Genomic DNA, 22,215 nt, shown 5'->3' on the forward strand with positions numbered 1-22,215 from the left:
GCGCCCGGCGGCGGATCAATGCGCGTTTTGGCCTGGACGGCAGGCGCCCCCCGCATGGCAGGATCGCCAGGGAAGGAGCAGGACGGATGGATCGTCTCGGCGCATTGGCGGATTACGTGATCCGGAGGGCGCTCGGCTTCGCCGGCCTGGCGGCCGCGACCCTGATGCTGTCCCTGTCCTACGATCTGGTGCTGGCGCTGCGCATGGGCGCCTGGGTGGCGGCGGCGACGCTGCTGGGCCTGCTGATCCAGGCCCATCGCATGCCCCGTCGCAACATGCGGCACAGCGAGTTGTGGGCGCTGGCGGTCGACCACGGGGTGGCGGACCGGCTGCCCGACCAGGGCCGCGGCGCGATGATGGCGGCCGTCATGCGCGACCGGCTGCTGTGGCACGCGGAGCGCGTGGCGGCGCTGGCGCTGGCGCTGTGGCTGCTGGATGGGCTGGCGCTGGCGGTTTCCGCCCCGCGGTAGGGCGGGCGCCCCCGGCATCAGGCCGGGGTGGTGCGGTCGCCCTCGCCCAGCGCGCGCTGCATGAACACCACATCGACCCAACGGCCGAACTTCAGCCCCGCCGCCTTCAGCACGCCCGCCTGGCGGAAGCCCAGGGAGACATGCAGGCCGATGGAGCCGACATTCTCGGAATCGCCGATGACCGCGAAGATCTGCCGGAAGCCGCATTCGGTGGCGCGGGCCAGCAGCGCCTCCACCAGCGCCTTGCCGACGCCCTGGCCGCGGACATCGTCGCGGATGTAGATCGAATCCTCGGCCGCGAAGCGATAGGCGGAGCGGTCGCGGAACTGGTTGAAATAGGCATAGCCGATGACGGCGCCGTCCAGTTCCGCCACCAGCCAGGCCCAGCCCGCGCCCTGCACCTTGGCGATGCGCGCGGCCATCTCGGCCTCGGCCGGGGGCTGTTCCTCGAAGGTGCCGGTGCCGACGGCGACGTGATGCGCATAGATGGCGGTGATGGCCGGTACATCGGCCGGCTGGGCGTCACGGATCAGCATGGCGGCGCGGCTTACCTGTTGAAGGAGGCTCTGCGCGGCATTAGGCGCCCTGCCCGGCCCGGGCAAGGCGCGCGCGCATGACGATTCGGACGGGCCGGTTCACATCGGCAGGTGCAGCGCGGCCGCCACCCTCTCCGCCAGCGCCAGCAGCGCGCGGTCCCGCCCGGGCGCGGCGGCCAGCGACAGGCCGACCGGCGCGCCATCCACCCGGGCGGCGGGGATCGTCACCTCGCACAGCCCGGCCAGGCCGGCGATGGCGGTGACGCCCATGGTGCGTTCCCGGACCGCCTGCTGCGATTCGGCGCTGGCGGTCAGGTGCGGCGCGGGGATGGGGGAGGTGGGGTAGGCCAGCACGGCGCCGCCGGCGAGCAGCGCGCGGATGCGGGTGCGGAAGACGTCCTTGAAGGCGCGGGCGGCGGCGGCGCGGGCGGGGTCCGTCGCCTTCGCCGCGGCGAAGCGTTCGCCGACGCCGGGGCCGAAGCGGGGCTTCACCGCCTCGATCCACGACCCGAGGCTGGCCCAGGCTTCCTCCGCCTGCGCGGCGCGGAAATGCTCGAACAACTGGTCCAGGCTCTCGGGCGCCAGGTGGATGGAGAGCGCGTGGCCGAGCACCTTCTCCGCCCCCGCCAGCGCCGGGACCAGCGCCGTCGCGGTCTGCGGCACGGCATTGACCCAGGCTTCCTGCACCTTGAGCAGCGGGCCGAGCGCGCCTTCCCCGCCGCCGGGCAGCAGCACTTCCCCCACCCGGCGAAGGATGGAGGCGCGGGTGGCGAACCAGCCGGCGGTGTCGAAGCTGGGGCCGAGGGGACAGGCGCCCGTCAGGTTGACCGCGCCCCAGGAGGGGCGGATGCCGAACAGCCCGCAATAGCTGGCGGGGATGCGGACCGACCCGCCGGTATCCGACCCGAGCGCGAAATCCACCAGGCCCGCGGCGGTGGCGGCGGCGGACCCGCAGGAGGACCCGCCGGGGAAGCGGTCCGGCGCCGCCGGGTTGATCGGCGTGCCCTGCCAGACATTCTCCCCGGTCAGGCCATAGGCGAGCTCGACCGTCTTGGTCTTGCCGCGCAGGCTGGCCCCGGCCTGGAGCAGCGCGAGCACCACGGGGGCGGTGGCGGCGGCAGGGGCATGGGTGCGGGCCCAGTCCGGATTGCCATAGCCGGTGCTGGCGCCGGCGACGTCGAACAGATCCTTCACCGCGAAGTCGAGGCCGGCGAGCGGTCCCTCCGCCGCGCCCGCTATCTCCAGCCGCGGTCCCGGCACGAACGCGCCGACCTTGTCGTCGATATCCCGCGCCATCACTCGCCTCCGCAGCCATCCCGCAACAGGGGGAGGGTGCGGCAGGCCGGCCGGTATGGCAACCGGTGGGCGGCGGTCAGATCAGCGGGATCATCACCGACTTGGCGGCGAGCGCGGCGAGGGCGGCCAGCGCCACGGCGCCGCCCATCGGCAGGCGGCGGATGGCGACCGCGAAGACGGCGATCGCGACGATGAGGCCCCAGGCGGCGACATCGCCGAAATCGAGCACGCTGGACAGCGAGGTCATGGCGGTTCTCCCGGTTTGCAGGCGGGTGGAAGATACATGACCGCCACGTCAGTTTCGAGCGGGAAGTGGGTCAGGTCCCGCGCATGGCGGCGGAGAGGGAGGTGCGGGGCCGCCCTGCATGGTCCCAATTGGCATCGTCCAGCCAGGCGCCGATGCGCGCGCGGCGGTCCGGCCACTCATCCTCCAGGATCGAGTAGAAGGCGGTGTCGCGGCGACGGCCCTTCACCACCAGATGGGCGCGCAGCGTCCCTTCCTCGGTGAAGCCGAGCCGCGCGGCGGCGGCGCGGGAAGGGGCGTTGAGGGCGTTGCACTTCCACACGAGGCGCCGGTAGCCGAGATCATCCATGGCATGGCGCATCAGGAGGAACATCGCCTCCGTCGCCGCGCGGGTGCGTTGCAGGCGGGGCGAGAACCAGATGTGCCCGATCTCGATCGCCGCGTTGGCGGGCTGGATTTCCATCAGCGTCAGCCAGCCGGAGACGGCGCCGCTGCTGTGCGGGCGGATGGCCCAGGCCATCGGGTCGTGCTGCGCGGCGAAGGCGGCGACGTGGCGGCGCATGGCAGCGGCATCGGCGAAGGGGCCGTAGCCCATATAGGCCCAGCCATCGCCGCTGCGATCGGCCTGCGCGGCATCCCAGAGTTCGGCGGCATGGCGAACCGCCAGCGGCTCCAGCGTCACGGCGCGGCCGGCATGGGGGATGCGGGCGGGAAGGGGCCGCGGGGTGGCGTCAACCTCGGGGCCGATGGGGGGGGCGGTCATGGGGGGGGCCTGTCCGGTCGGGGCGGCAGCTTTCGGGTGGCGCGCGGGGGCGGTCAAGCCGGCGTTAGTGAAATCACGGTATCCCCGCATCGTGGCCGCGAGGCCGGCGTTTGAAGGCGGGAAGAATGCGCATACGATCAATCTTTGCCTTGGCGCTCAGCGCCATTGCCGTGGTGGCGCTCAGCGCCAGCACGGTGGTGCTTGTCTCTGGCTGGCAGGATCTGCGGCGAAGCGAGGCCGCGGTGAAGGTCGGCCAAGCCTATGCCAGCATGCTGGTGGTTCCCGAGTTGATGGGGAACGAGCGGGCGGTGATGGCGCGCATCGTGGGTGCGGCGCAGCCGGCTGCGGCCGATGTATCGGCCTTCGCCGAGGCGCGGCGGCGGGTGGATGGCCAGGTGGAGGCCGTGCGCCAGTCGCTCCGCGCCGCGGAGGCCCACATGCCGCGTGTGGTCGGGGAGGCCTACGGCCAGTTGGCGCAGCAGCTGGCGGCATGGCGCGCCGAAGTGGATGCGACCATGACCCGCCCGCACGCCGAGCGCCTGCCGCGCCAACCCCAGCTATCGGCCCGCAGCAGCGAGTTGCAGGCGCGGCTCGGCGAGCCGATGCGCCTGGCCGAGCAGCGGTTGCAGGCGATGGATGCGGAGGTCGGCGACCTGGCCGGTATCGCGCGGCTTGTGATCGACTTGCGGGAAAGCATGTCGACCTTCGTCCAGCCGGTGGGCGGGGCGCTGCGGCAGAACCGCCAGATCACGCCGGATGAGCTGGCCCGGTCCGAAGCCGGGCGTGGCGCCTTCGATGCCACGCTGGCGCGGCTGAGCGCCGCGGCAACCGGCGAGGCTGCGGCGCCGGCGCTGCGCCGCAGCTATGAGGAGTCGATCGGGCGCGCGCTGGAAGTGAAGCGCCTGTTCGATACCGCCTCGGCCGAGGCGCGGGCGGGCCGTGGCTTCACCATGGATGTCGCCGCCTGGAACCGGGGGATCGAGCAGCTGGGCGTCATGTTCGGCCTGCGTGACGCCGCGCTGGCGGAGCTGAAGGCGGCGCTGGCCGAGACGCGGGCGCAGTCGATGCGCAGCATGGCGCTGGTGGGCGTCGCGGCGCTGCTGCTGCTTCTGGGCCTTGGCATCGGCGGCTGGCTGTTCCAGCGCCATGTGCTGGCGGCGCTGGAGCGCATCACCATCGCGATGGGGGATGTGGCAGGCGGGAAGCTGGATACCCCGGTGCCGCATGCCGCCCGCCGGGACGAGGTCGGCGAACTCGCCCGGGCGCTGGAGGTCTTCAAGCGCAACGCGCAGGAGGCGCTGGACCTGCAGCGCGAGCGTGCGGCGGCCGAGGCGGCACGGCAGCGCCGCGTGGCGGCGATGGAGGGGCTGATCCAGAACTTCGCCAGCGCGGTGAACGCGACGCTCGGCCGCGTCGGCGGTTCGACCACGGCGATGACACGCGCCGCCGATACCGTCGGTGGCGCGAGCGACGAGACGCGGCAGCTTGCCGCCAAGGTCGCCGCCGCCGCCGAGCAGGCCAGCGGGGAGGTCCGGACCGTCGTGGTGGCGACGGAAGAGCTGACGGCCTCCGTGTCCGAGGTCTCCCGCCAAGTGCAGCATGCGAGCCTGGTGGCGGGCGAGGCGGTGAACGAGGCCGAGGCCGCGAATACCAATGTGAAGGGCCTGGCGGTCGCCGCGCAGAAGATCGGCGAAGTGGTGCGCCTGATCAGCGGGATCGCCAACCAGACCAACCTGCTGGCGCTGAACGCGACGATCGAGGCGGCGCGCGCCGGCGAGGCGGGCAAGGGCTTCGCCGTGGTGGCGAGCGAGGTGAAGAGCCTGGCCGCCCAGACCGCCAAGGCGACCGAGGAGATCAGCGGCCAGATCAGCGAGATCCAGGCTGCGACCGGGGAGGCGGTGGCCACCATCCAGGGCATCGTCCAGCGGATCTCTCAGATGAACGACGTCTCCACCACGATTGCCGCGGCGGTGGAGCAGCAGGGAGCCTCGACGCGGGAGATCGCGGCGAGCATCCAGCGCACCGCCAGCGGCACCGACGCCGTGTCCCGCGAGACGGCGGCCGTGACCGCGGCGGCCAACGCCATGGGGGGCGCGACCGGCGACATGCTGGGAACCATCCAGCAGGTCTCCGCCGATTCGGCGACGCTGCGGACGGATATCGACGGCTTCCTGGCCGGCATCCGCGCCGCGTGAGCCGCGCGGCGGGGCCGGGGGGGCGGTGGCCCCCCGGGCTTTCACGTTGCAGGGTGGCGCGGTCCAGAGCATTTAGGCGCCATGAGCATCCGCGATTCCGCCCCCGACGCCGCCACCACCAGCACGGTGGCGGCCCCCCCCGGCTTCTACCTGGAGGAGGTCCTGTCCGTTCACCATTGGACGGACCGGCTGTTCTCCTTCGCCTGCACGCGCAGCCCGCAATTCCGCTTCGGCGCGGGCCAGTTCGCCATGATCGGGCTGATGGTGGACGGCAAGCCGCTGGTGCGGGCCTATTCCATGGTGAGCCCGCCCTGGGAGGAGCACCTGGAGTTCCTCTCCATCAAGGTTCAGCAGGGGCCGCTGACATCCCGCCTGCAGCACATCAGGCCCGGCGACCGCGTGCTGATCGGCCGCAAGGCGACGGGCACGCTGGTGCCGGACAACCTGGCGCCGGGCGGCACGCTGTGGCTCTGCGGCACGGGCACGGGCCTCGCCCCCTTCATGAGCCTGGCGCGCGATCCCGAGACCTATGACCGCTTCGACCGCGTGGTGCTGGCGCATACCGTGCGGCAGGTGGCGGAGCTGGCCTACCGGGAACTCATCGAGGGCCTGGGCGAGCACGAATTGCTGGGCGAGATCGTGCGGGAGAAGCTGACCTACTACCCCAGCGTGACGCGGGAGCCCTTCCGCCACCAGGGGCGCATCACCACGCTGCTGGAGAGCGGGCAGATCTGCCGGGAACTTGGCCTGCCCCCGCTGTCCCCGGCGACGGACCGCGTCATGCTGTGCGGGAGCGAGGCGATGAACGCCGACATGCGGACCCTGCTGGAAGGCCGCGGCTTCGACGAAGGCGCCAACAACGCCCCCGGCACCTATGTGGTCGAGAAGGCGTTCGTGACGAAATAGCAAGGGGTATACCCACCATTGCAGTTTCCTCCCGGCTTCCGTAATGGGACGACAGGGAGCAACCGGACGCCTGACTCGCTGAGCGAGAGGCGCCCCGCTGGAGGGAACAATGACCGAGACGAACTCGCCCGCGCGCCGCGGGCTTCTCAAGGCGGCGGCTGTCGGCGCGGTGGGCACCACGGTGCTGATGACGCCGAGTGTCAGCCGGGCGCAGACGGTGACCTGGCGCTTCCAGTCGACCTGGCCGCAGCGCGACATCTTCCATGAATTCGCGCAGGACTACGTCAGCCGCGTCAACACGCTCTCGGGCGGCCGGCTCCGGCTGGAACTGCTGGCGGCGGGTGCCGTGGTCGGCGCCTTCCAGCTGCTGGATGCGGTGTCCGCCGGCACGCTCGATGGCGGGCATGGCGTCACCGCCTATTGGTGGGGCAAGAACCCGGCCTTCAGCCTGTTCGGCACCTCCGCCCCCTGGTTCGGCGATGCCAACCAGTTCCTGGGCTGGTTCTACCATGGCGGTGGGGAGGCCCTGTACCGCGAGCTGATGCATGGCATCGTCCGCGCCAATGCGATCGGCTACCTGACCGGCCCGATGCCCTGCCAGCCGCTGGGCTGGTTCCGCAACAACATCGAGAACCCGGACCAGCTGCGCGGCCTGCGCTACCGCACCGTCGGCCTGAACGCCGATGTCGCGACCTCGCTCGGCATGGCCGTGGTGTCGCTGCCGGGTGGCGAGATCGTGCCGGCGCTGGAGCGCGGCGTGATCGACGGCGCGGAGTTCAACAACCCGTCCTCCGACCGCCTGCTCGGCTTCCCGGATGTGGCCAAGAACTACATGCTGCAGAGCTTCGGCCAGCCGGTTGAATCCTTCGAGGTTCTGTTCAACCGCCAGAAGGCGGAGGCACTGCCCCAGGAGCTGCAGCAGGTCCTGAAGATCGCGGCGGAAGCGGCGTCGTCCGACATGCTGTGGAAGGCGATGGACCGCTACCCGCGCGACCTCCAGGCGATGGCGAGCCAGCAGGGCGTGCAGGTGCGCTCCACCCCGCGTTCCATCCTGGACGCGCAGCTGCGCGCCTGGGACGGCGTGCTGACGCGCTACGAGGCCGACCCCTTCTTCAAGAAGGTCTGCGACAGCCAGCGCGACTGGTGCCGCCGCGTCGGCGCGTATTTCCTGCGCGCCACGGCATCGCCGGCGGTGTCCTACAACCACTTCTTCGCCCGCGGCTGAGCGGGCAGCGCCCCGCCGGGACTGTCCCGGCGGGGCGTTTCAATGATTGAGGGGCCCGCGCGTGCAGCAGATCCTCCTCGGCATCGACCGGCTGAGTACGCTGGTCGGCCAGATCTTCTCCTGGTGCATCCTGCTGCTGACCGGCGTCATCGTCTATGACGTCTGCGCCCGCCGCTTCTTCGCCGCGCCCACGACCTGGGGCTACGACGTTGCCTACATGCTCTACGGCACGCTGTTCATGATGGCGGGGGCCTATGCGCTGTCGCGCAACGGGCATGTGCGGGGCGACTTCCTGTATCGCAACTTCAGCCCGGCGCTGCAGGCCAAGTTCGACCTGACGCTGTACATCCTGTTCTTCTTCCCTGCGATCTTCGCCTTCATGATCTCCGGCTTCCACTTCTTCGCCGACAGCATGGCGCAGAATGAACGCAGCATGTTCAGCCCGAACGGGCCGATCATCTGGCCGTTCAAGGGGCTGATCCCCATCGTCGGCTTCCTGCTGCTCCTCCAGGGCCTGGTGGAAGTGGTGCGCTGCATCCAGACGATCCAGACCGGCGCCTGGCCGCAGCGGCTTTCCGACGTGGAGGAACTGGACAAGCAGATCCTCGCCGCCGCCGAGGCCAAGGGCGCCGAGGCGCTGGCCGCCGAGATGGCGCGCGGCGGAGAGGCGGCGATGCTGGGCGCTGTGCAGGCGGCCCAGGACCCCACCCCGCGCCACCCCCATTCCTGAGCCTCGGGATACCACGCCATGACTGACGCTGCCCTGGGGCTCACGCAGCTTCTGCTGTTCCTCTTCTTCATCATGCTGGGCTTCCCCATCGCCTTCACGCTGATGGCGATGGGGCTGTTCTTCGGCTACCTCGGCATGCAGGACCGGGTCTTCGACCTGCTGGTGCAGCGCACCTACGCCGTGATGGCGAATGACGTGCTGATCTCCGTGCCCTTGTTCGTGTTCATGGGCTACATCATCGAACGCGCGAACATCCTGGACCGGTTGTTCCGATCCTTGCAGCTGGCATCGGGCAGCGTGCCGGGCAGCCTGGCGGTCGCCACCCTGGTGACCTGCGCCCTGTTCGCCACCGCCACGGGCATCGTCGGCGCGGTGGTCACGCTGATGGGGCTGCTGGCCTTCCCGGCCATGCTGCGCGCGGGCTACGACCCGAAGCTGGCGGCCGGCGTGACCTGCGCGGGCGGGTGCCTCGGCATCCTCATCCCGCCATCGATCATGCTGATCCTGTATGGCGCGACGGCGGGCGTTTCCGTCGTGCAGCTCTATGCCGCGGCCTTCATTCCCGGCATCTCGCTGGCGCTGCTCTATGTCGTCTATGCCATCGGCGTCGGCATCTTCAAGCCGGAGATGGCCCCAAGGCTGCCGCCGGAGGAGCGCAACGTCCCGGTCCTGAAGATCTTCGTGGCGCTGGCGCAATCCTTCCTGCCGCTGGCGCTGCTGATCGCCTCCGTGCTCGGCTCCATCATCATGGGCCTTGCCACGCCGTCGGAAGCGGCGGCGATGGGGTCGCTCGGTTCCATCCTCCTCGCCATCGTCTATCGCGCCTTCACCTTCCAGAAGCTGAAGGAAAGCGTGTTCCTGACGGCGCGGACCAGCGCCATGGTCTGCTGGCTGTTCGTGGGCAGCTACATCTTCTCCTCCGTCTTCGGCTACCTCGGCGGCCAGTCGGTGGTGGAGGAGTTCGTGAAGTCCCTGCCGCTGAACACCTTCACCTTCATGCTGCTGGCGCAGGTCATCATCTTCATCCTGGGCTGGCCGCTGGAATGGACGGAGATCATCGTGATCTTCGTGCCGATCTTCCTGCCGCTGCTGGATGATTTCGGCGTCAGCCCGCTGTTCTTCGGCATCCTGGTGGCGCTGAACCTGCAGACCAGCTTCCTCAGCCCGCCCGTCGCCATGGCCGCCTTCTACCTGAAGGGCGTGGCGCCGCCGCACGTGAAGCTGGAGGACATCTTCAAGGGCTGCATGCCCTTCATCTATATCGTCATCTTCTGCATGGCGATGGTCTACATCTTCCCCGGCCTGGTGACCTGGCTGCCGGAGACGCTGTATTCCAGCGGGCCGGCCGATGGCTCGGTGCCCACCGCGCTGGATGCACCCCCCGCGGGCGGCTTCCAGGAGGAAGAGGAAATCCGCCTTCCCTCGATGAACTGATGGGCACGGATATCGAGGACGCCGCGCGCTGGCTGGCGGAGGCGGTGGAGACCGGCAGCCCGCTGGCGGCGTTGCCGGAGGGGCTGGCGCCGACCAGCCCGGCGGAGGCCGAGGAGATCGCCGCCGGCGTGCTGGCCGCGCTCGGCATCACGCCCTGCGGGTTGCGCGTGCTGCGCGCCCCGGGGCTGGCGGGGCCGATGGTGGAGGGGCGGCTGGTGCCGTCCGGATCGCCCATCGCGCCGGGGATGCTGCGGCATGGGCTGGCGAGTGCGGCGGTGATCGGCGTGCTGGCGGAGGAGCTGGGTGACGGCCCGCCGGTGCTGGCGCGGGTGCATCCGGCGATCGACCTGTCTTCCACCCGCTTCACCCAGGCGCCCACCGACACCCTGGCGATGACGGCCGATCTGGCGCGGCTTGGCCTGGTGGTGGCCGGGCGCGGGAAGCCGATGCCGGAAGCGCCGGTGCGGATCGCGATCGGTCCCGCGGGCCATCGCCGGCGTGGCGAATCCTTCGACCTGGCCGCGCTGTTCGCCGATGCCGCCGCGGTCGCGCGCCATTGGGGCGGCCTGCCCGCGGGCGCGCTGCTGGTGGTGGCGGGCCTTGGAGAGGTGGTGCCGGCCGAGGGCGCCCTTCGCGTCACCATCACCGGCCTCGGCGCCGCGGAGGCGGTCATCGGCTGAAGCCTCGCGGTCCAGGGTCCCGCCGGACCCTGGCGAGGGGGGTTCAGGGGGGAGCGGCGCTCCCCCCTGCTACGCCTTCCTGAACCGCGCGCTGGTCAGCGCATCCTCCCGCAGCGCCGTTTCCACCTCCGCTCGCGCTTCCGCGGTCTCCACCACCGCCACCACGCGGTCGAACCAGCCGCATTGCCCGCGCACCCGCGCCTGGAACAGGCGGTCCAGGGCGGCGGCGGCGGCGCTGCGCCCGGCGCAGCAGGTGCAGGCCGCGGCGTGGGACGGCCCGGTGGGGTCGAAGCTGGCCTGGGCGACGGCGCCTGGCGGCAGCGGGTCGGGTGGTGCTTCCGCCAGCAGGGCGGCGGGCTTGCCGGTGGCGAGCAGCGCCGCCAGGTCCCCCCCGGCGGGGAGGAGGCTCAGGGGGATTCGGGCGTCGAGGGACCATGCCATGCACTGGACATAAGGATATGTTTATGTCATTTGCAAGCCATGGATGATCTTCTGACGCAACTCCGCGCGGCGGCGGAGCCGACCCGGCTGAGGTTGCTGGCGCTTTGCGCCCGAAGCGCGCTGTGCGTCAGCGACCTCTGCGACGTGCTCGGCCAGAGCCAGCCGCGCCTGTCCCGCCACCTGAAGCTGCTGGTGGAGGCCGGGTTGCTGGAGCGGGTGCCGGAGGGGGCCAATGCCTATTTCCAGCTGCCCGCGGATGCCGGCGTGGCGCGCATGATCCTGGCCCGGCTGCCGGAGGATGACCCCCGCCTGGCCGCGGACCGCCGTGCCGCGGCGCGGATCGCGGCGGAACGCGCGCGCGCGGCCTCCGCCGCCTTCCGGGAGGGCGGCATGGATTGGGACGAGATGCGCGCGCTCGGCCTGCCGGCCGGGGATATCGAACAGGCGCTGATCAGCCTGCTGCCGGCCAGCGCGGCCGCGCTGCTGGATATCGGCACGGGCACCGGGCGGCTGCTGGAACTGGTGGCGGACCGGGTGGAACGGGCACTCGGCGTCGATGCCAGCCGGGACATGCTGGCGCTGGCCCGCGCGCGGATCGCGGAGCGTGGCATCGCGCATCGCGCCGCGGTGCGCCAGGCTGACATGTACCGGCTGCCCTTCGCCGATGGTGCCTTCGATGCCGTGGCGCTCCAGATGGTGCTGCACTACGCGGAAGATCCCGCGGCCGCGGTGGCGGAGGCCGCCCGTGTGCTGCACCCCGAGGGCACGCTGATCATCGCCGACCTGGCGCCGCATGGGCGCAGCGACCTGTTGCAGCGCCATGCCCATCGCTGGCCCGGCTTCGACGATGCCGCCATCGCCGGCTGGCTGGGTGCCGCCGGCTGCACGATCGCCTCCCCCATCGAGGTTCCGGGGCCGCTGGCCGTCCGGCTCTGGCCTGCCCGGCGCGTCGCCGGCTTCGCCCAGCCGACCCACGCCATCGCCCTCTGACCCTCTACCTTCGCTGCCCGACCTTTCGCTGAGAGAACCACGCATGACCTCGCGCCCCCATCTCCTCGACGCGCTTCGTGACCAGGTGCTGCTCTGCGACGGCGGCTTCGGCGCGCGCATCCAGTCCATGACGCTGGATGTCGACAAGGATTTCTGGGGCAAGGAGAATTGCACGGAGGTGCTGAACCTCTCGCGCCCCGACATCGTGCGCGACATCCATCGCAGCTACTACGAAGCCGGGTCGGACATGGTGCTGACCAACAGCTTCGGCGGCAGCCCCATCACGCTTGGCGAGTTCGAGCTGGAGGAGAAGGCCTTCGAGATCAACAAGCTCAGCGTTGAACTGGCGCGGGAGGCGGCGGAGAGCTTCGCCGATGGGCGCCACCGCTGGGTGATCGGCGATATCGGGCCGGGGACGAAGCTGCCGAGCCTCGGCAACATCGACTACGACACGCTGGAGGCCGCGCTGGTCGCGCAGTGCCGCGGGCTGATCGCGGGCGGCGCGGATGCGCTGCTGACGGAGACGAACCAGGACACGCTGTTCATCAAGGCCGCCGTCAACGCCTGCAAGATCGCGAAGGCGGAGACGAAGTCGGACATCCCGATCTTCGTGCAGGTGACGGTGGAGACGACGGGCACGCTGCTCGTCGGGCCCGACATCGCTGCCGCGACGACGGTGGTGCATTCGCTCGACGTGCCGCTCATCGGGCTCAATTGCGCGACGGGGCCGCAGGAGATGGCGGAGCATGTGCGCTGGCTGTCGCAGAACTGGCCCGGCATGCTCAGCGTGCAGCCCAATGCCGGCCTGCCTGAACTGGTGGATGGCAAGACGCATTATCCGCTCGGCCCGTCCGAGCTCGCCTCCTGGATGGAGCGCTTCATCCTGGAGGATGGGCTGAACCTGATCGGCGGCTGCTGCGGCACCTCCACGCCGCATATCCAGGCGCTGGACGAATTGCTGCGCAAGCATGGCGGCGCGCGGACGCGGCCGGCGCCGGTGAAGCGGAACTCGGTCTGGGTGCCCTCCGTCGCCAGCCTCTACACCGCGACGTCGCTGCGGCAGGAGAACAGCTACTTCTCGATCGGGGAGCGCTGCAACGCCAACGGGTCCAAGGTCTGGCGCCAGCGGCAGGAAGCGCATGATTGGGATGGCTGCGTCGCCATCGGCCGTGAACAGGTCGCGGAGGGGTCGAACAGCCTCGATGTCTGCACGGCCTTCGTCGGCCGCGACGAGATCGCGGAGATGAACGAGGTCATCCGGCGCTTCACGTCCAGCGTTAACAGCCCGCTGGTCATCGACAGCACGGAAACGCCGGTGATCGAGGCCGCGCTGAAGCTGCATGGCGGCAAGCCCATCATCAACTCCATCAACTTCGAGGATGGGGAGCACGCCGCGCATGAGCGCCTGTTGCTGGCGAAGAAGTTCGGCGCGGCGGTGATCGCGCTGACCATCGACGAGGTGGGCATGGCGAAGACGGCGGAGGACAAGCTGCGCATCGCGCGCCGCCTGGTCGACTTCGCCTGCAACCAGCACGGGTTGCCGCAATCCGACCTGATGATCGACCCGCTGACCTTCACCATCGCGACGGGCAACGAGGATGACCGCAAGCTCGGCGTCTGGACGCTGGAGGGCATCCGCATGATCCGGGACGAATTCCCGGACATCCAGATCATCCTCGGCCTGTCCAACATCAGCTTCGGCCTGAACCCCGCCGCCCGCCACGTGCTGAACAGCGTCTTCCTGGACCATGCCGTGAAGGCGGGCATGACGGGGGCGATCGTCCACGTCTCCAAGATCAAGCCGCTGCACCAGATCCCGGCCGAGGAAGTGGCGGTGATCGAGGATCTGATCTTCGACCGGCGCCGCGAAGGCTATGACCCGTTGCAGAAGACGCTGGAGATCTTCTCCGGCCGCAAGGCCGCCGATACCACCGCGAAGAAGCGGGCGGACACCGTCGAAGGGCGCCTCAAGGACCGGATCGTCGATGGCGACCGCAAGGGTCTGGATGACGAACTCCAGGCCGCGCTGGACCAGGGCAACACGCCGCTGTCCATCATCAACGACGTGCTGCTGGACGGCATGAAGGTGGTGGGCGAGCTGTTCGGCGCCGGCAAGATGCAGCTGCCCTTCGTGCTCCAGAGCGCGGAGACGATGAAGGCCGCCGTCGCCTACCTCGAGCCCTTCATGGAGAAGGTCGAGGGGCAGGAGAAGGGGACCATCGTGCTCGGCACCGTCAAGGGCGACGTGCACGACATCGGCAAGAACCTGGTCGACATCATCCTGACCAACAACGGCTACAAGGTCGTCAACCTCGGCATCAAGGTGCCGCTCCTCGACATCGTCGCGGCGGCCAAGACGCACAAGGCGCATGCCATCGGCATGTCCGGCCTGCTGGTGAAGTCCACCGTGGTGATGCGGGAGAACCTGGAGGAGATGAGCCGCCAGGGCATCGACATCCCCGTTCTGCTGGGCGGCGCGGCGCTGACGCGGAACTACGTGGAGGATGACTGCGTGAAGTCCTACGCCTGCGGGCGCGTGGCCTATGCGCGGGATGCCTTCGATGGCCTTCACCTCATGGACAAGGTGATGGGCAACGGCTTCGACGATTATCTCGCGGCTCTGCAGACCAAGCGCGTCGGCAAGTCGAAGAACGAGAAGCGGGTTCTGGGCCAGGCGGATCCGCGCGGCTTCGCGCCCGTCGATGTGAAATACGCCCAGGAACGCCGCCGCCGCGTGGCCGCCGAAAGCGCCGTGCCGGTGCCGCCCTTCTGGGGTCCGCGGGTGATGGAATCCGCGCCCAAGGCGATCGTGCCCTTCATCAACGAACGCAGCCTTTATCAATTCCAATGGGGGTTCAAGAAGGCCGGGCGTTCGCTGGAGGATTTCCTCGGCTGGGCCAAGCAGGAACTGCGCCCGGTGCTGAAGCGCATGCTGGCGCTGGCGGAGGCGGACAACATCCTCAAGCCCCAGGCCATCTACGGCTACTGGAAATGCGCGGGGCAGGGAAATGAGATGGTGCTGTTCGAGGAGGATGGCGTCACGGAAGCCTGGCGCTTCACCCTGCCGCGCCAGCCCAAGGCCGATGGCGAATGCATCGCCGATTTCGTGCGCGACATCGATGACGGGCCCGAGAAGCGCGACGTGATCGGCCTGCAGGTCGTCACCGTCGGCCAGAAGGCGTCCGACATCGCGCGCGACTGGTTCGAGGACAACCGCTACCAGGACTACCTGTACCTCCATGGCCTGTCGGTGGAGATGGCGGAGGCGATGGCGGAATATGTCCACAAGCGCATCCGCGCCGAACTCGGCTTCGCGGGTGAGGATGACCGCGACATCGACAAGATGTTGAGCCAGGGCTATCGCGGCGGCCGCTATTCCTTCGGCTACCCCGCCTGCCCGCGGCTGGAGGACCAGGAGGGGCTGCTGCGGCTGCTGAAGGCGGATCGCGTCGGCGTGACGCTGTCCGATGAATGGCAGTTGCATCCCGAGCAGTCGACCAGCGCGATCGTGCTGCATCATCCGCGGGCCAAGTACTTCTCCGTGTAGGACACTGCGGGGCTGGCATGAGCGGTCCGGGGTTGCGGGGACGCACCCCGGCGCGGCATCAATCGGGCCTCGCAGGAGTTCATCCCTTGTCCGCTTTTCCATCGATCGCGACGGCGCCATGCCGGGCATGACGCGGATCGAGACCATCGCCATGGCCAGCGTCGGCATCGCGCTGGCGGTGCTGGGGCTGAAGGCGGGCGCCTGGTGGTTGACGGGCAGCGTGGCGCTGTTCGCCGACGCGCTGGAAAGCGTGGTGAACGTGGCGGCCGCGCTGGCCGCGCTGGCGGCCATCCGCGTTTCCGCCCGCCCGCCCGATGCCGACCACCCCTATGGCCATGCCAAGGCGGAGTATTTCTCCGCCGTGCTGGAAGGCGCGCTGATCATCGTCGCCGCCGTGCTGATCCTGCACGAGGCCTGGGCCGCCTGGCAGGCGCCACGGGTTTTGGAACAGGCCAGCGCGGGGCTCCTCGTCTCCGCCATCGCCACGGGCATCAATGCGGGCTGGGCGGCCTTCCTGTTCCGGCGGGGGCGCGCCTCCCGCTCCCCGGCGCTGCTGGCCGATGCGCGGCACCTGCTGTCGGATGTCGTGACCTCCGGCGGCGTGATCGTCGGCGTGGCGTTGGTGGCGCTGACGGGGCAAGCCTGGATCGACCCGGCGCTGGCGGCGCTCACGGCGGTCAACATCCTGTTCTCCGGCTGGCAATTGATGCGGGAATCCGTCGGCGGGCTGATGGATGAGGCCGTGCCACCGGAAGCGCTGGGCCGCATCCGCAGCCTGGTGGCGAAACATGCCGAGGGCGCGATCGAGGCGCATGACCTCCGCACCCGCCATTCCGGCCGCTTCACCTTCGTGGAGTTCCACCTGGTGGTGCCCGGCGACATGACGGTGACGCAGGCGCATGAGATCTGCGACCGGGTGGAGGCGGCGCTGAAGGCCGAACTCGAATCCGCCATCATCACCATCCATGTCGAGCCAGAGGGCAAGGCCAAGCACCAGGGCGTGCTGGTGCTGTGACCGGCGGGCGGTCCTGGCCCCTGCTGCTGTCGCTGGGTGTGCATGCGGCCATCGCGGGCGCGCTGCTGCTGGACCGCGCGGCGGAGGAGCCGCCCCGGCCGCTGGAGCAGGGCGTCACGCTGGTGTGGGGCGAGGATACGCCGGGCAACAGCGACGCGGTGGATGCGGCGGCCGCTGCCCCCGCGGCGCCGGTGAGCGTCCCGGCGCCCCCGGGACCGCCGCCCCTGGCCGCACTGCCCGCGATTCAGGGCGTGCCGGCGCCGCCCGAACCCCCGCCTGCCGCGCAGCCCGCGCCCCCGGCCATGGCCGCGCTGCCGCCCGCCACGCAACCTGCGCCCCCGCCACCTCCGACGATGGCCGCGCTGCCGGCCCCGCTGCCCATCGCGCCGCCGCCGACCTCCCCGCCGCCGCCGCCGCCCGTGATGGCGGCGCCGGCGCCCGCGCTGCCAGCCGCCCCTGCCGCGCCGGTGATGCGGGCGGAGGCGCCGTCCATCCCCCCGCCGCCGGCCCCCCCGCCGCCAGCCGCGGAGGCGTCACGCCCGGAACCCGAACCCGCCTTTGAACTGCCGCCGCCGCGGCCGCTGCAACTCGCCGTGCCGCAGCAGCGGCCCGCGCCGCCACGCCCCCGGCCCGCCCCGGCCAGCGAGGCGCGCCCGGCCCCGGCCTCCGTTTCCGGGGGCACTTCCGCGGAGGCAAGCCCGGCCCTGTCTCTGGCCGGAGCCCAGGCGATGGGGGCGGTGACGGCGCCGCGGCCGCTGGCGGGTGCCTCCAACCCCGCGCCCGAATACCCCTATGCCAGTCGGATGCGGGGGGAACAGGGACGCGTGCGGCTGCGCGTGCAGGTGGACCAGGCGGGGCGCGTGGTCGATGTCAGCGTGGAACAATCGGCCGGGTTCCAGGCGCTGGACCAGGCGGCGCTGCGCGCCGTGCGCAACTGGCGCTTCCAGCCCGCGGCACGGGATGGCCAGGCGGTCGTTGCGGTTGCCTCGGTCGATATCAGCTTCCGCCTCGAAGGAGATCGCCGATGGTGAAACTGGACGTCATCACGACGCGGGGGGGCGACGGGGGGGAGACCTCGTTGGGCGACGGGACCCGCGTGCGGAAGGATGCGCTGCGGGTCGCGGCCTATGGGACGGTGGATGAGGTGAACGCCACCATCGGCCTGCTGCGCCTGCACCTGGCGGGGGACCGGCAGGCGGATGCGATGCTCGGCCGCATCCAGAACGATCTGTTCGATGTCGGCGCCGATCTCTGCGTGCCCGGGACCGGGGAGGACCGGCTGCGCGTGACGGACGGCCAGTGCCTGCGGCTGGAGGGGGAGATCGCGGCGATGAACGCCGACATCCCGCCGCTGCGCAGCTTCGTCCTGCCCGGCGGATCGCCCGGCGCCGCCCATGCCCATCTGGCCCGCACGGTGACGCGGCGGGCGGAGCGGGAGGCGGTGGCGCTGGCGGCGGAGGATGCGGTGAACCCCGCGGTGATCCGCTACCTCAACCGGCTGTCGGACCACCTCTTCGTGCTGTCGCGCCGGCTGAACGGGAACGGGACGGGGGATGTGACCTGGACGCCGGGGGCGACGCGCTAGGGTGATCCAGGGGGAGCGCTGCTCCCCCTGACCCCCTCGCCAGGGTCCAGGGGGACCCTGGACCGCCGGGTTAAACCAGCGGGCCGGCGAGGTGCTTCTGGAAGCCGGGGTAGGCGAGCAGGCGGTCGTACCAGGCGCGGAGCGCGGGCATGGGCGCACGCTCGATCGGCATGGCGAACCAGCGATGCAGATAGGGGCCGAGCGCGATGTCGGCCAGCGTCAGCGAATCCCCGCAGAGGAAGGGGTGCTGCGCGACCTTCGCATCGACCATGGCCCAGAGCGCCTCGGCCTCCGCCCGCGCCTTGTGCGTCGCGGGCCAGTCGCGGTCGGCTTCCGGGATGCGGACATAGGTGAAGAAGACCGTGGTCATCGGCCGGTTGAGCGAGGCCAGCTGCCAGTCCATCCACCGCTCCACATCGGCCGCCAGGCGCGGATCGGCGGGGTAGAGGGCATGGCCGGCGGCGTGCTTGCGGACGAGGTAGCGGCAGATGCTGTTGCTCTCCCACAGGGTGAAGCCGTCCGGCTCCTCGATGGTGGGGACCAGGGCGTTGGGGTTCTTGGCGAGGTAGTCGGGGTCCCGCGTGCGGCCGAAGGCGCCGCCGGCATCGATGCGGGTGAAGGGGATGGCGAGTTCCTCGCACAGCCACAGCACCTTCATGACATTGGACGAACTCGCCCGGCCCCAGATGGTCAGCATCCCGCGTCTCCCCGCTTTCGGTGCGGGGCAGGCTAGGGCTGGGCGCGGAACGGGTCCAGTTGCGGGGCGGCAGGGCTTGGGGGATGAAAGGCGGATGATGTCCTCCCTGATGGTGGCGGGCCTCGCGGCCGCGGCCCCGCTGATCGCGCTCGGCAGCGAACGCTGGCCGGGGCTGGCGCCCTGCGCGCTGTGCCTGTGGCAGCGCTGGCCCTATTGGGTGGCGGCGGCGCTGGCCGTCGCCGCCGCGTTGCTGCCGGCGCGGTGGCGGGTGTGGGCGCTGCGGGCGGCGGGCCTGGCGGTGCTGGTCTCCGGCGCCATCGCGGTGCTGCATGTCGGCGTGGAGCAGGGGTGGTGGCCATCGCCCCTGCCGGCCTGCCAGGCGCCGCCGGTGGCCGCCGGCGCCAGCGTGGACGATCTGCTGCGCAGCCTGAATCCCGCGCCCAACAAGCCGTGCGACGAGGCGACCTACCTGATTCCAGGGCTCCCCCTTTCCATGGCGATGATGAACCTGATCTATGCGGCGGGCCTGGCGGCTTTCGTGTTCAGCCGGGCCGCCAGGAGGGTCTGATGCCGAACCGAGAGACCGCCGAGCGACGCCTGCCCGGGGACCCGACGCCGCGGGAATACGTGGCGCGCACCATCCGCGTGGACCATGCCGGCGAATACGGCGCCAAGCGCATCTACCAGGGCCAGCTGGCCGTGCTGGGGCGGACGAAATACGGCCCGATCCTGGAGCACATGAAGGAACAGGAGCAGGTGCACCTGGACACCTTCGCGGGGCTGATCGCCAAGCGCCGGGTCCGGCCGACGGCGCTGCTGCCGATCTGGCATGTCGCGGGCTTCGCGCTGGGCGCCGCCACCGCGCTGCTGGGCCACCGCGCCGCCATGGCCTGCACCGTGGCGGTGGAGGAAGCCATCGACGAGCATTACCGCGCCCAGGCGGAGACGCTGGGCGATGACGAGGCGCCGCTGCGCGCGGATATCGAGCGCTTCCGGGCGGAGGAGCTGGAGCACCGCGATATCGGGCTGGAGAACGAGGCCGAGCTGGCGCCCGCCTACAAGCTGCTGAGCGCGGCCATCAAGGCGGGCTGCAAGGTGGCGATCAAGGTCAGCGAGCGGGTGTGACGCCCGCTCAGTTCTCCAGCTCGGAATCCCAGTAGAGGTAGTCCCGCCAGCTTTCATGCAGGTAGTTCGGCGGGAAGGACCGGCCGTTCTCCTGCAATTCCCAGCTGGTGGGCTGCCGGGGGGGCAGGCGGGGGACCATCTGGCATTCGCGGGGCAGCTTGTTGGCCTTGCGGAGGTTGCAGGGCCCGCAGGCCGTGACGACGTTCTCCCATGTGGTCCTCCCGCCGCGGCTGCGGGGAATGACGTGGTCGAAGGTCAGGTCCGGCGTCGGCTTGGGGTGGCCGCAATACTGGCAGGCGAAGCTGTCGCGCAGGAAGACGTTGAAGCGCGTGAAGGCCGGGCGCCTGGCCGCGGGGATGTATTCCTTGAGCGCGATCACGCTGGGCAGCCGCATGGTCATGCGGGGGGAATGGACCTCGGTCTCGTATTCCGACAGGACCGAGACGCGGTCGAGGAACACAGCCTTCACCGCATCCTGCCAGGCCCAGACCGACAGGGGGAAATAGGACAGCGGCCGGAAATCCGCGTTCAGGACGAGCGCGGGGAAGGACTGTCCTTGTACGAAGTGTCCGCCATCAGGCAAGCGCCACTCCTATGAATGGCAGCACGCCCAGAACTGGGGCCGTCAACGACAGTAAGGCCCCATATCCTGTGGCTTAGCTGCATTGTCTGGCCATTTGTGCCAGTGCGAAGGGGGCGGCGCAACCGGCGATCGCCGAGGTTTCATCGGGGTGTCACGGGGGGCGTCACGGGCTGGCGGCCAGTGCCTTCTGCAACGCCAGCGCGCCCAGGGAGATGCCGGCCTCGTCGATTCCATGGGCGAGGCCGGGGCGGAAGGCGGCCTCCACCGAGAGCCCCGCGGATTCGATCGCGGCCAGGGCGTTGCGGCTGGCGCCGGGGGGCACGACCTCATCATCCTCCCCATGCACGATCAGCACGGCAGGGCCGGGGCCGGGCGGCACGGGGCAGGGCAGGGCGCCGGAATAGGCGAGGATGGCGGCAGCGCCGCGGGCCTGGTGGAGCCCGACCCGCAGCGCCATCATCGCCCCCTGGCTGAAGCCCATCACCGCCACGCGGTCCCAGCCCAGGCCCAGCGCCAGGCGCTGCCCGTCGATCCAGGCGAAGAGGGCGCCGGAGGCCGCATCCGCGCCGGCGGCGATGGCGACGGGGCGGCGATCCTGCAGGCTGAACCATTGGCGGCCATAGGGGGCCAGGTCGCAGGGCTCCGGCGCGTGGGGGGCGATGAACAGGGCGCCGGGCACGGCCTTGCCCCAGCCCGGGGCCAGGTCGATCAGGTCGAAGCCATCGGCACCGACGCCGTGCAGCAGCACCACCAGCGCCTTGGGCGCGCCGCCCGCCGCCGGGCCCCAGCGCGGGCCTTCCTCCTCATCCCTCATGTCATCGGTCCCGGTTCGCGTTGTGTCGGAAGCTTGGCAGGATGGCGGGGATGACCATGATCGTCACGCGCTTCGCACCCAGCCCCACGGGGTTCCTGCACCTCGGCCATGTCCATTCCGCGCTCTGCGGCTGGCACCGGGCGCGGCAGGCGGGCGGGCGCTTCCTGCTGCGCATCGAGGATATCGATTCGACGCGCTGCCGGCCCGAATTCTCGGCGGCGATCGAGGAGGATCTGCGCTGGCTCGGCATCGACTGGGATGGGCCGGTGCGGGTGCAGTCCCGGCACTGCGCCGATTACCGCGACTCGCTGGACCGGCTTTCGGGGATGGGGCTGCTCTATCCCTGTTTCTGCACGCGCGCCGAGATCGCGCGGGAGATCGCGGCGAGTGGCGGGGCCCCCCAGGGCCCGGATGGGCCGCTCTATCCCGGCATCTGCCGGCGCCTGTCGGCGGAGGAGCGTGCGGCGCGGGTGGCGCGGGGCGATCCTTTCGCGCTGCGGCTCGACATGGCGGCGGCGGTGGCGCGGGTGGGGGCGCTGGATTTCGAGGAGGAGGGGCGGGGCCGGCTGCGCTGCGATCCCGCGCGCTTCGGGGATGTGGTGCTGGCGCGGAAGGAGGTGCCGGTGAGTTATCACCTCTGCGTGACGCATGATGATGCGCGGGATGGGGTGACGGTGGTGACGCGGGGGGAGGACCTTCTGCCCGCGACGGATCTGCATCGGCTGATCCAGGCGCTGATGGGCTGGCCCGAGCCCGCCTATCGCCACCATGCCCTGCTGGTTGACGGCGCCGGCCGCCGCCTGGCCAAGCGCGACGGCGCGCTCGCCGTCCGCGCCCTGCGCGAGGCTGGTCGTTCTTCGGCCGAGGTCCGCTCCATGGCGGGTTATTGACGATGGTCCAGGGGGGTCTCCCCCCTGGCATGGGGGTGCGGGGGAACAG

General features: G+C 70.7%; 23 protein-coding genes. 15 read left to right on the top strand and 8 right to left on the bottom strand.

Annotated elements, in window-relative coordinates:
- Positions 1–86 precede the first annotated feature (86 nt).
- Positions 87–470, top strand: a complete 384-nt coding sequence (locus BM041_RS05930) for a hypothetical protein (protein WP_092956780.1) — start codon at positions 87–89, stop codon at positions 468–470.
- Between the two features lie 17 nt (positions 471–487).
- Here BM041_RS05930 and BM041_RS05935 read toward each other — a convergent pair whose 3' ends face one another.
- From BM041_RS05935 to BM041_RS05945, 4 genes are all read right to left on the bottom strand, one after another.
- Positions 488–1,006 (bottom strand): GNAT family N-acetyltransferase, encoded by a 519-nt coding sequence (locus BM041_RS05935; protein WP_092956783.1) that lies wholly within the window; start codon positions 1,004–1,006, stop codon positions 488–490.
- A 99-nt stretch (positions 1,007–1,105) separates the two neighbouring features.
- Positions 1,106–2,302, bottom strand: a complete 1,197-nt coding sequence (locus BM041_RS05940; RefSeq protein ID WP_092956786.1) for an amidase — start codon at positions 2,300–2,302, stop codon at positions 1,106–1,108.
- 76 nt (positions 2,303–2,378) lie between these two features.
- Positions 2,379–2,549, bottom strand: a complete 171-nt coding sequence (locus BM041_RS30460; RefSeq protein WP_175533764.1) for a hypothetical protein — start codon at positions 2,547–2,549, stop codon at positions 2,379–2,381.
- A gap of 70 nt (positions 2,550–2,619) precedes the next feature.
- Entirely contained in the window at positions 2,620–3,309 is a 690-nt protein-coding gene (locus tag BM041_RS05945) for a GNAT family N-acetyltransferase (RefSeq protein WP_092956788.1), read from the bottom strand.
- A gap of 125 nt (positions 3,310–3,434) precedes the next feature.
- Here BM041_RS05945 and BM041_RS05950 point away from each other — a divergent pair, with 125 nt between their 5' ends.
- The 6 genes from BM041_RS05950 to BM041_RS05975 all read left to right on the top strand — a co-directional run bounded on the left by BM041_RS05950 (position 3,435) and on the right by BM041_RS05975 (position 10,479).
- The gene (locus tag BM041_RS05950) at positions 3,435–5,504 is read left to right on the top strand and encodes a methyl-accepting chemotaxis protein (protein ID WP_092956791.1); all 2,070 of its coding nucleotides are present in this window, start codon (positions 3,435–3,437) and stop codon (positions 5,502–5,504) included.
- Between the two features lie 81 nt (positions 5,505–5,585).
- The gene (locus tag BM041_RS05955; protein WP_092956793.1) at positions 5,586–6,410 is read left to right on the top strand and encodes a ferredoxin--NADP reductase; all 825 of its coding nucleotides are present in this window, start codon (positions 5,586–5,588) and stop codon (positions 6,408–6,410) included.
- Between the two features lie 109 nt (positions 6,411–6,519).
- Positions 6,520–7,635 carry a TRAP transporter substrate-binding protein gene (locus BM041_RS05960; protein ID WP_092956796.1) on the top strand — a complete coding sequence of 372 codons (1,116 nt, stop codon included), beginning with the start codon at positions 6,520–6,522 and terminating at the stop codon, positions 7,633–7,635.
- Between the two features lie 61 nt (positions 7,636–7,696).
- Complete coding sequence (locus BM041_RS05965) at positions 7,697–8,365, top strand: TRAP transporter small permease subunit (RefSeq protein WP_092956799.1); 669 nt, start codon at positions 7,697–7,699, stop codon at positions 8,363–8,365.
- A gap of 18 nt (positions 8,366–8,383) precedes the next feature.
- Complete coding sequence (locus tag BM041_RS05970; protein ID WP_092956802.1) at positions 8,384–9,799, top strand: TRAP transporter large permease; 1,416 nt, start codon at positions 8,384–8,386, stop codon at positions 9,797–9,799.
- Positions 9,799–10,479 (top strand): hypothetical protein, encoded by a 681-nt coding sequence (locus BM041_RS05975; protein WP_092956805.1) that lies wholly within the window; start codon positions 9,799–9,801, stop codon positions 10,477–10,479. The genes BM041_RS05970 and BM041_RS05975 overlap by 1 nt, the downstream gene beginning before the upstream one ends.
- A gap of 69 nt (positions 10,480–10,548) precedes the next feature.
- Here the strand turns inward: BM041_RS05975 and BM041_RS05980 are convergent, their stop codons facing one another.
- Entirely contained in the window at positions 10,549–10,920 is a 372-nt protein-coding gene (locus BM041_RS05980; protein WP_092956808.1) for a hypothetical protein, read from the bottom strand.
- Positions 10,921–10,959: 39 nt separating this feature from the next.
- On the opposite strand from BM041_RS05980, the gene BM041_RS05985 reads away from it, so the two are divergent.
- The 5 genes from BM041_RS05985 to BM041_RS06005 all read left to right on the top strand — a co-directional run bounded on the left by BM041_RS05985 (position 10,960) and on the right by BM041_RS06005 (position 18,057).
- On the top strand, positions 10,960–11,910 hold the full coding sequence (locus tag BM041_RS05985) for an ArsR/SmtB family transcription factor (RefSeq protein ID WP_092956811.1): 951 nt from the start codon (positions 10,960–10,962) through the stop codon (positions 11,908–11,910).
- Between the two features lie 43 nt (positions 11,911–11,953).
- A complete protein-coding gene (metH, locus tag BM041_RS05990; protein ID WP_092956814.1) occupies positions 11,954–15,457 on the top strand; it encodes a methionine synthase in 3,504 nt (1,167 codons plus the stop codon).
- Between the two features lie 127 nt (positions 15,458–15,584).
- Positions 15,585–16,472 (top strand): cation diffusion facilitator family transporter, encoded by an 888-nt coding sequence (locus BM041_RS05995; RefSeq protein ID WP_092957561.1) that lies wholly within the window; start codon positions 15,585–15,587, stop codon positions 16,470–16,472.
- Positions 16,469–17,503, top strand: coding sequence for an energy transducer TonB (locus tag BM041_RS31760; RefSeq protein WP_092956817.1), 1,035 nt, complete (start codon positions 16,469–16,471; stop codon positions 17,501–17,503). Before BM041_RS05995 ends, BM041_RS31760 begins: the two co-directional genes overlap by 4 nt.
- Entirely contained in the window at positions 17,497–18,057 is a 561-nt protein-coding gene (locus tag BM041_RS06005) for a cob(I)yrinic acid a,c-diamide adenosyltransferase (protein ID WP_092956820.1), read from the top strand. Before BM041_RS31760 ends, BM041_RS06005 begins: the two co-directional genes overlap by 7 nt.
- A 70-nt stretch (positions 18,058–18,127) precedes the next feature.
- On the opposite strand, the gene BM041_RS06010 is transcribed toward BM041_RS06005, so the two are convergent.
- Entirely contained in the window at positions 18,128–18,754 is a 627-nt protein-coding gene (locus BM041_RS06010; protein ID WP_092956823.1) for a glutathione S-transferase family protein, read from the bottom strand.
- 94 nt (positions 18,755–18,848) lie between these two features.
- Between BM041_RS06010 and BM041_RS06015 the strand changes: the two genes are divergently transcribed.
- A complete protein-coding gene (locus tag BM041_RS06015) occupies positions 18,849–19,322 on the top strand; it encodes a disulfide bond formation protein B (RefSeq protein ID WP_092956826.1) in 474 nt (157 codons plus the stop codon).
- Positions 19,322–19,879, top strand: coding sequence for a demethoxyubiquinone hydroxylase family protein (locus BM041_RS06020; protein ID WP_092956829.1), 558 nt, complete (start codon positions 19,322–19,324; stop codon positions 19,877–19,879). The genes BM041_RS06015 and BM041_RS06020 overlap by 1 nt, the downstream gene beginning before the upstream one ends.
- Before the next feature lie 7 nt (positions 19,880–19,886).
- Here BM041_RS06020 and BM041_RS06025 read toward each other — a convergent pair whose 3' ends face one another.
- Both BM041_RS06025 and BM041_RS06030 read right to left on the bottom strand, forming a co-directional pair.
- Positions 19,887–20,462, bottom strand: a complete 576-nt coding sequence (locus BM041_RS06025; RefSeq protein WP_092956832.1) for an HNH endonuclease — start codon at positions 20,460–20,462, stop codon at positions 19,887–19,889.
- A gap of 163 nt (positions 20,463–20,625) precedes the next feature.
- Positions 20,626–21,276 (bottom strand): alpha/beta hydrolase, encoded by a 651-nt coding sequence (locus tag BM041_RS06030; protein ID WP_092956835.1) that lies wholly within the window; start codon positions 21,274–21,276, stop codon positions 20,626–20,628.
- A 50-nt stretch (positions 21,277–21,326) separates the two neighbouring features.
- On the opposite strand from BM041_RS06030, the gene gluQRS reads away from it, so the two are divergent.
- Positions 21,327–22,166 (top strand): tRNA glutamyl-Q(34) synthetase GluQRS, encoded by an 840-nt coding sequence (gluQRS, locus tag BM041_RS06035; protein WP_456303953.1) that lies wholly within the window; start codon positions 21,327–21,329, stop codon positions 22,164–22,166.
- The last annotated feature ends 49 nt before the right edge of the window (positions 22,167–22,215 follow it).

This window comes from Falsiroseomonas stagni DSM 19981, assembly GCF_900114315.1.
Classification (GTDB): Bacteria; Pseudomonadota; Alphaproteobacteria; order Acetobacterales; family Acetobacteraceae; genus Falsiroseomonas; species Falsiroseomonas stagni.

What these genes read in the sequence shown, in the direction of transcription:
- BM041_RS30460 (WP_175533764.1), bottom strand. Translation starts at nt 2,549, where the DNA reads ATGACCTCGCTGTCCAGCGTGCTCGATTTCGGCGATGTCGCCGCCTGG.
- BM041_RS05975 (WP_092956805.1), top strand. Translation starts at nt 9,799, where the DNA reads ATGGGCACGGATATCGAGGACGCCGCGCGCTGGCTGGCGGAGGCGGTG.
- BM041_RS05970 (WP_092956802.1), top strand. Translation starts at nt 8,384, where the DNA reads ATGACTGACGCTGCCCTGGGGCTCACGCAGCTTCTGCTGTTCCTCTTC.
- BM041_RS05980 (WP_092956808.1), bottom strand. Translation starts at nt 10,920, where the DNA reads ATGGCATGGTCCCTCGACGCCCGAATCCCCCTGAGCCTCCTCCCCGCC.
- BM041_RS06015 (WP_092956826.1), top strand. Translation starts at nt 18,849, where the DNA reads ATGATGTCCTCCCTGATGGTGGCGGGCCTCGCGGCCGCGGCCCCGCTG.
- BM041_RS05985 (WP_092956811.1), top strand. Translation starts at nt 10,960, where the DNA reads ATGGATGATCTTCTGACGCAACTCCGCGCGGCGGCGGAGCCGACCCGG.
- metH (WP_092956814.1), top strand. Translation starts at nt 11,954, where the DNA reads ATGACCTCGCGCCCCCATCTCCTCGACGCGCTTCGTGACCAGGTGCTG.
- BM041_RS05950 (WP_092956791.1), top strand. Translation starts at nt 3,435, where the DNA reads ATGCGCATACGATCAATCTTTGCCTTGGCGCTCAGCGCCATTGCCGTG.
- BM041_RS06010 (WP_092956823.1), bottom strand. Translation starts at nt 18,754, where the DNA reads ATGCTGACCATCTGGGGCCGGGCGAGTTCGTCCAATGTCATGAAGGTG.
- BM041_RS05930 (WP_092956780.1), top strand. Translation starts at nt 87, where the DNA reads ATGGATCGTCTCGGCGCATTGGCGGATTACGTGATCCGGAGGGCGCTC.
- BM041_RS06030 (WP_092956835.1), bottom strand. Translation starts at nt 21,276, where the DNA reads ATGAGGGATGAGGAGGAAGGCCCGCGCTGGGGCCCGGCGGCGGGCGGC.
- BM041_RS06020 (WP_092956829.1), top strand. Translation starts at nt 19,322, where the DNA reads ATGCCGAACCGAGAGACCGCCGAGCGACGCCTGCCCGGGGACCCGACG.
- gluQRS (WP_456303953.1), top strand. Translation starts at nt 21,327, where the DNA reads ATGACCATGATCGTCACGCGCTTCGCACCCAGCCCCACGGGGTTCCTG.
- BM041_RS06005 (WP_092956820.1), top strand. Translation starts at nt 17,497, where the DNA reads ATGGTGAAACTGGACGTCATCACGACGCGGGGGGGCGACGGGGGGGAG.
- BM041_RS05945 (WP_092956788.1), bottom strand. Translation starts at nt 3,309, where the DNA reads ATGACCGCCCCCCCCATCGGCCCCGAGGTTGACGCCACCCCGCGGCCC.
- BM041_RS05955 (WP_092956793.1), top strand. Translation starts at nt 5,586, where the DNA reads ATGAGCATCCGCGATTCCGCCCCCGACGCCGCCACCACCAGCACGGTG.
- BM041_RS05940 (WP_092956786.1), bottom strand. Translation starts at nt 2,302, where the DNA reads ATGGCGCGGGATATCGACGACAAGGTCGGCGCGTTCGTGCCGGGACCG.
- BM041_RS05995 (WP_092957561.1), top strand. Translation starts at nt 15,585, where the DNA reads ATGACGCGGATCGAGACCATCGCCATGGCCAGCGTCGGCATCGCGCTG.
- BM041_RS05960 (WP_092956796.1), top strand. Translation starts at nt 6,520, where the DNA reads ATGACCGAGACGAACTCGCCCGCGCGCCGCGGGCTTCTCAAGGCGGCG.
- BM041_RS05935 (WP_092956783.1), bottom strand. Translation starts at nt 1,006, where the DNA reads ATGCTGATCCGTGACGCCCAGCCGGCCGATGTACCGGCCATCACCGCC.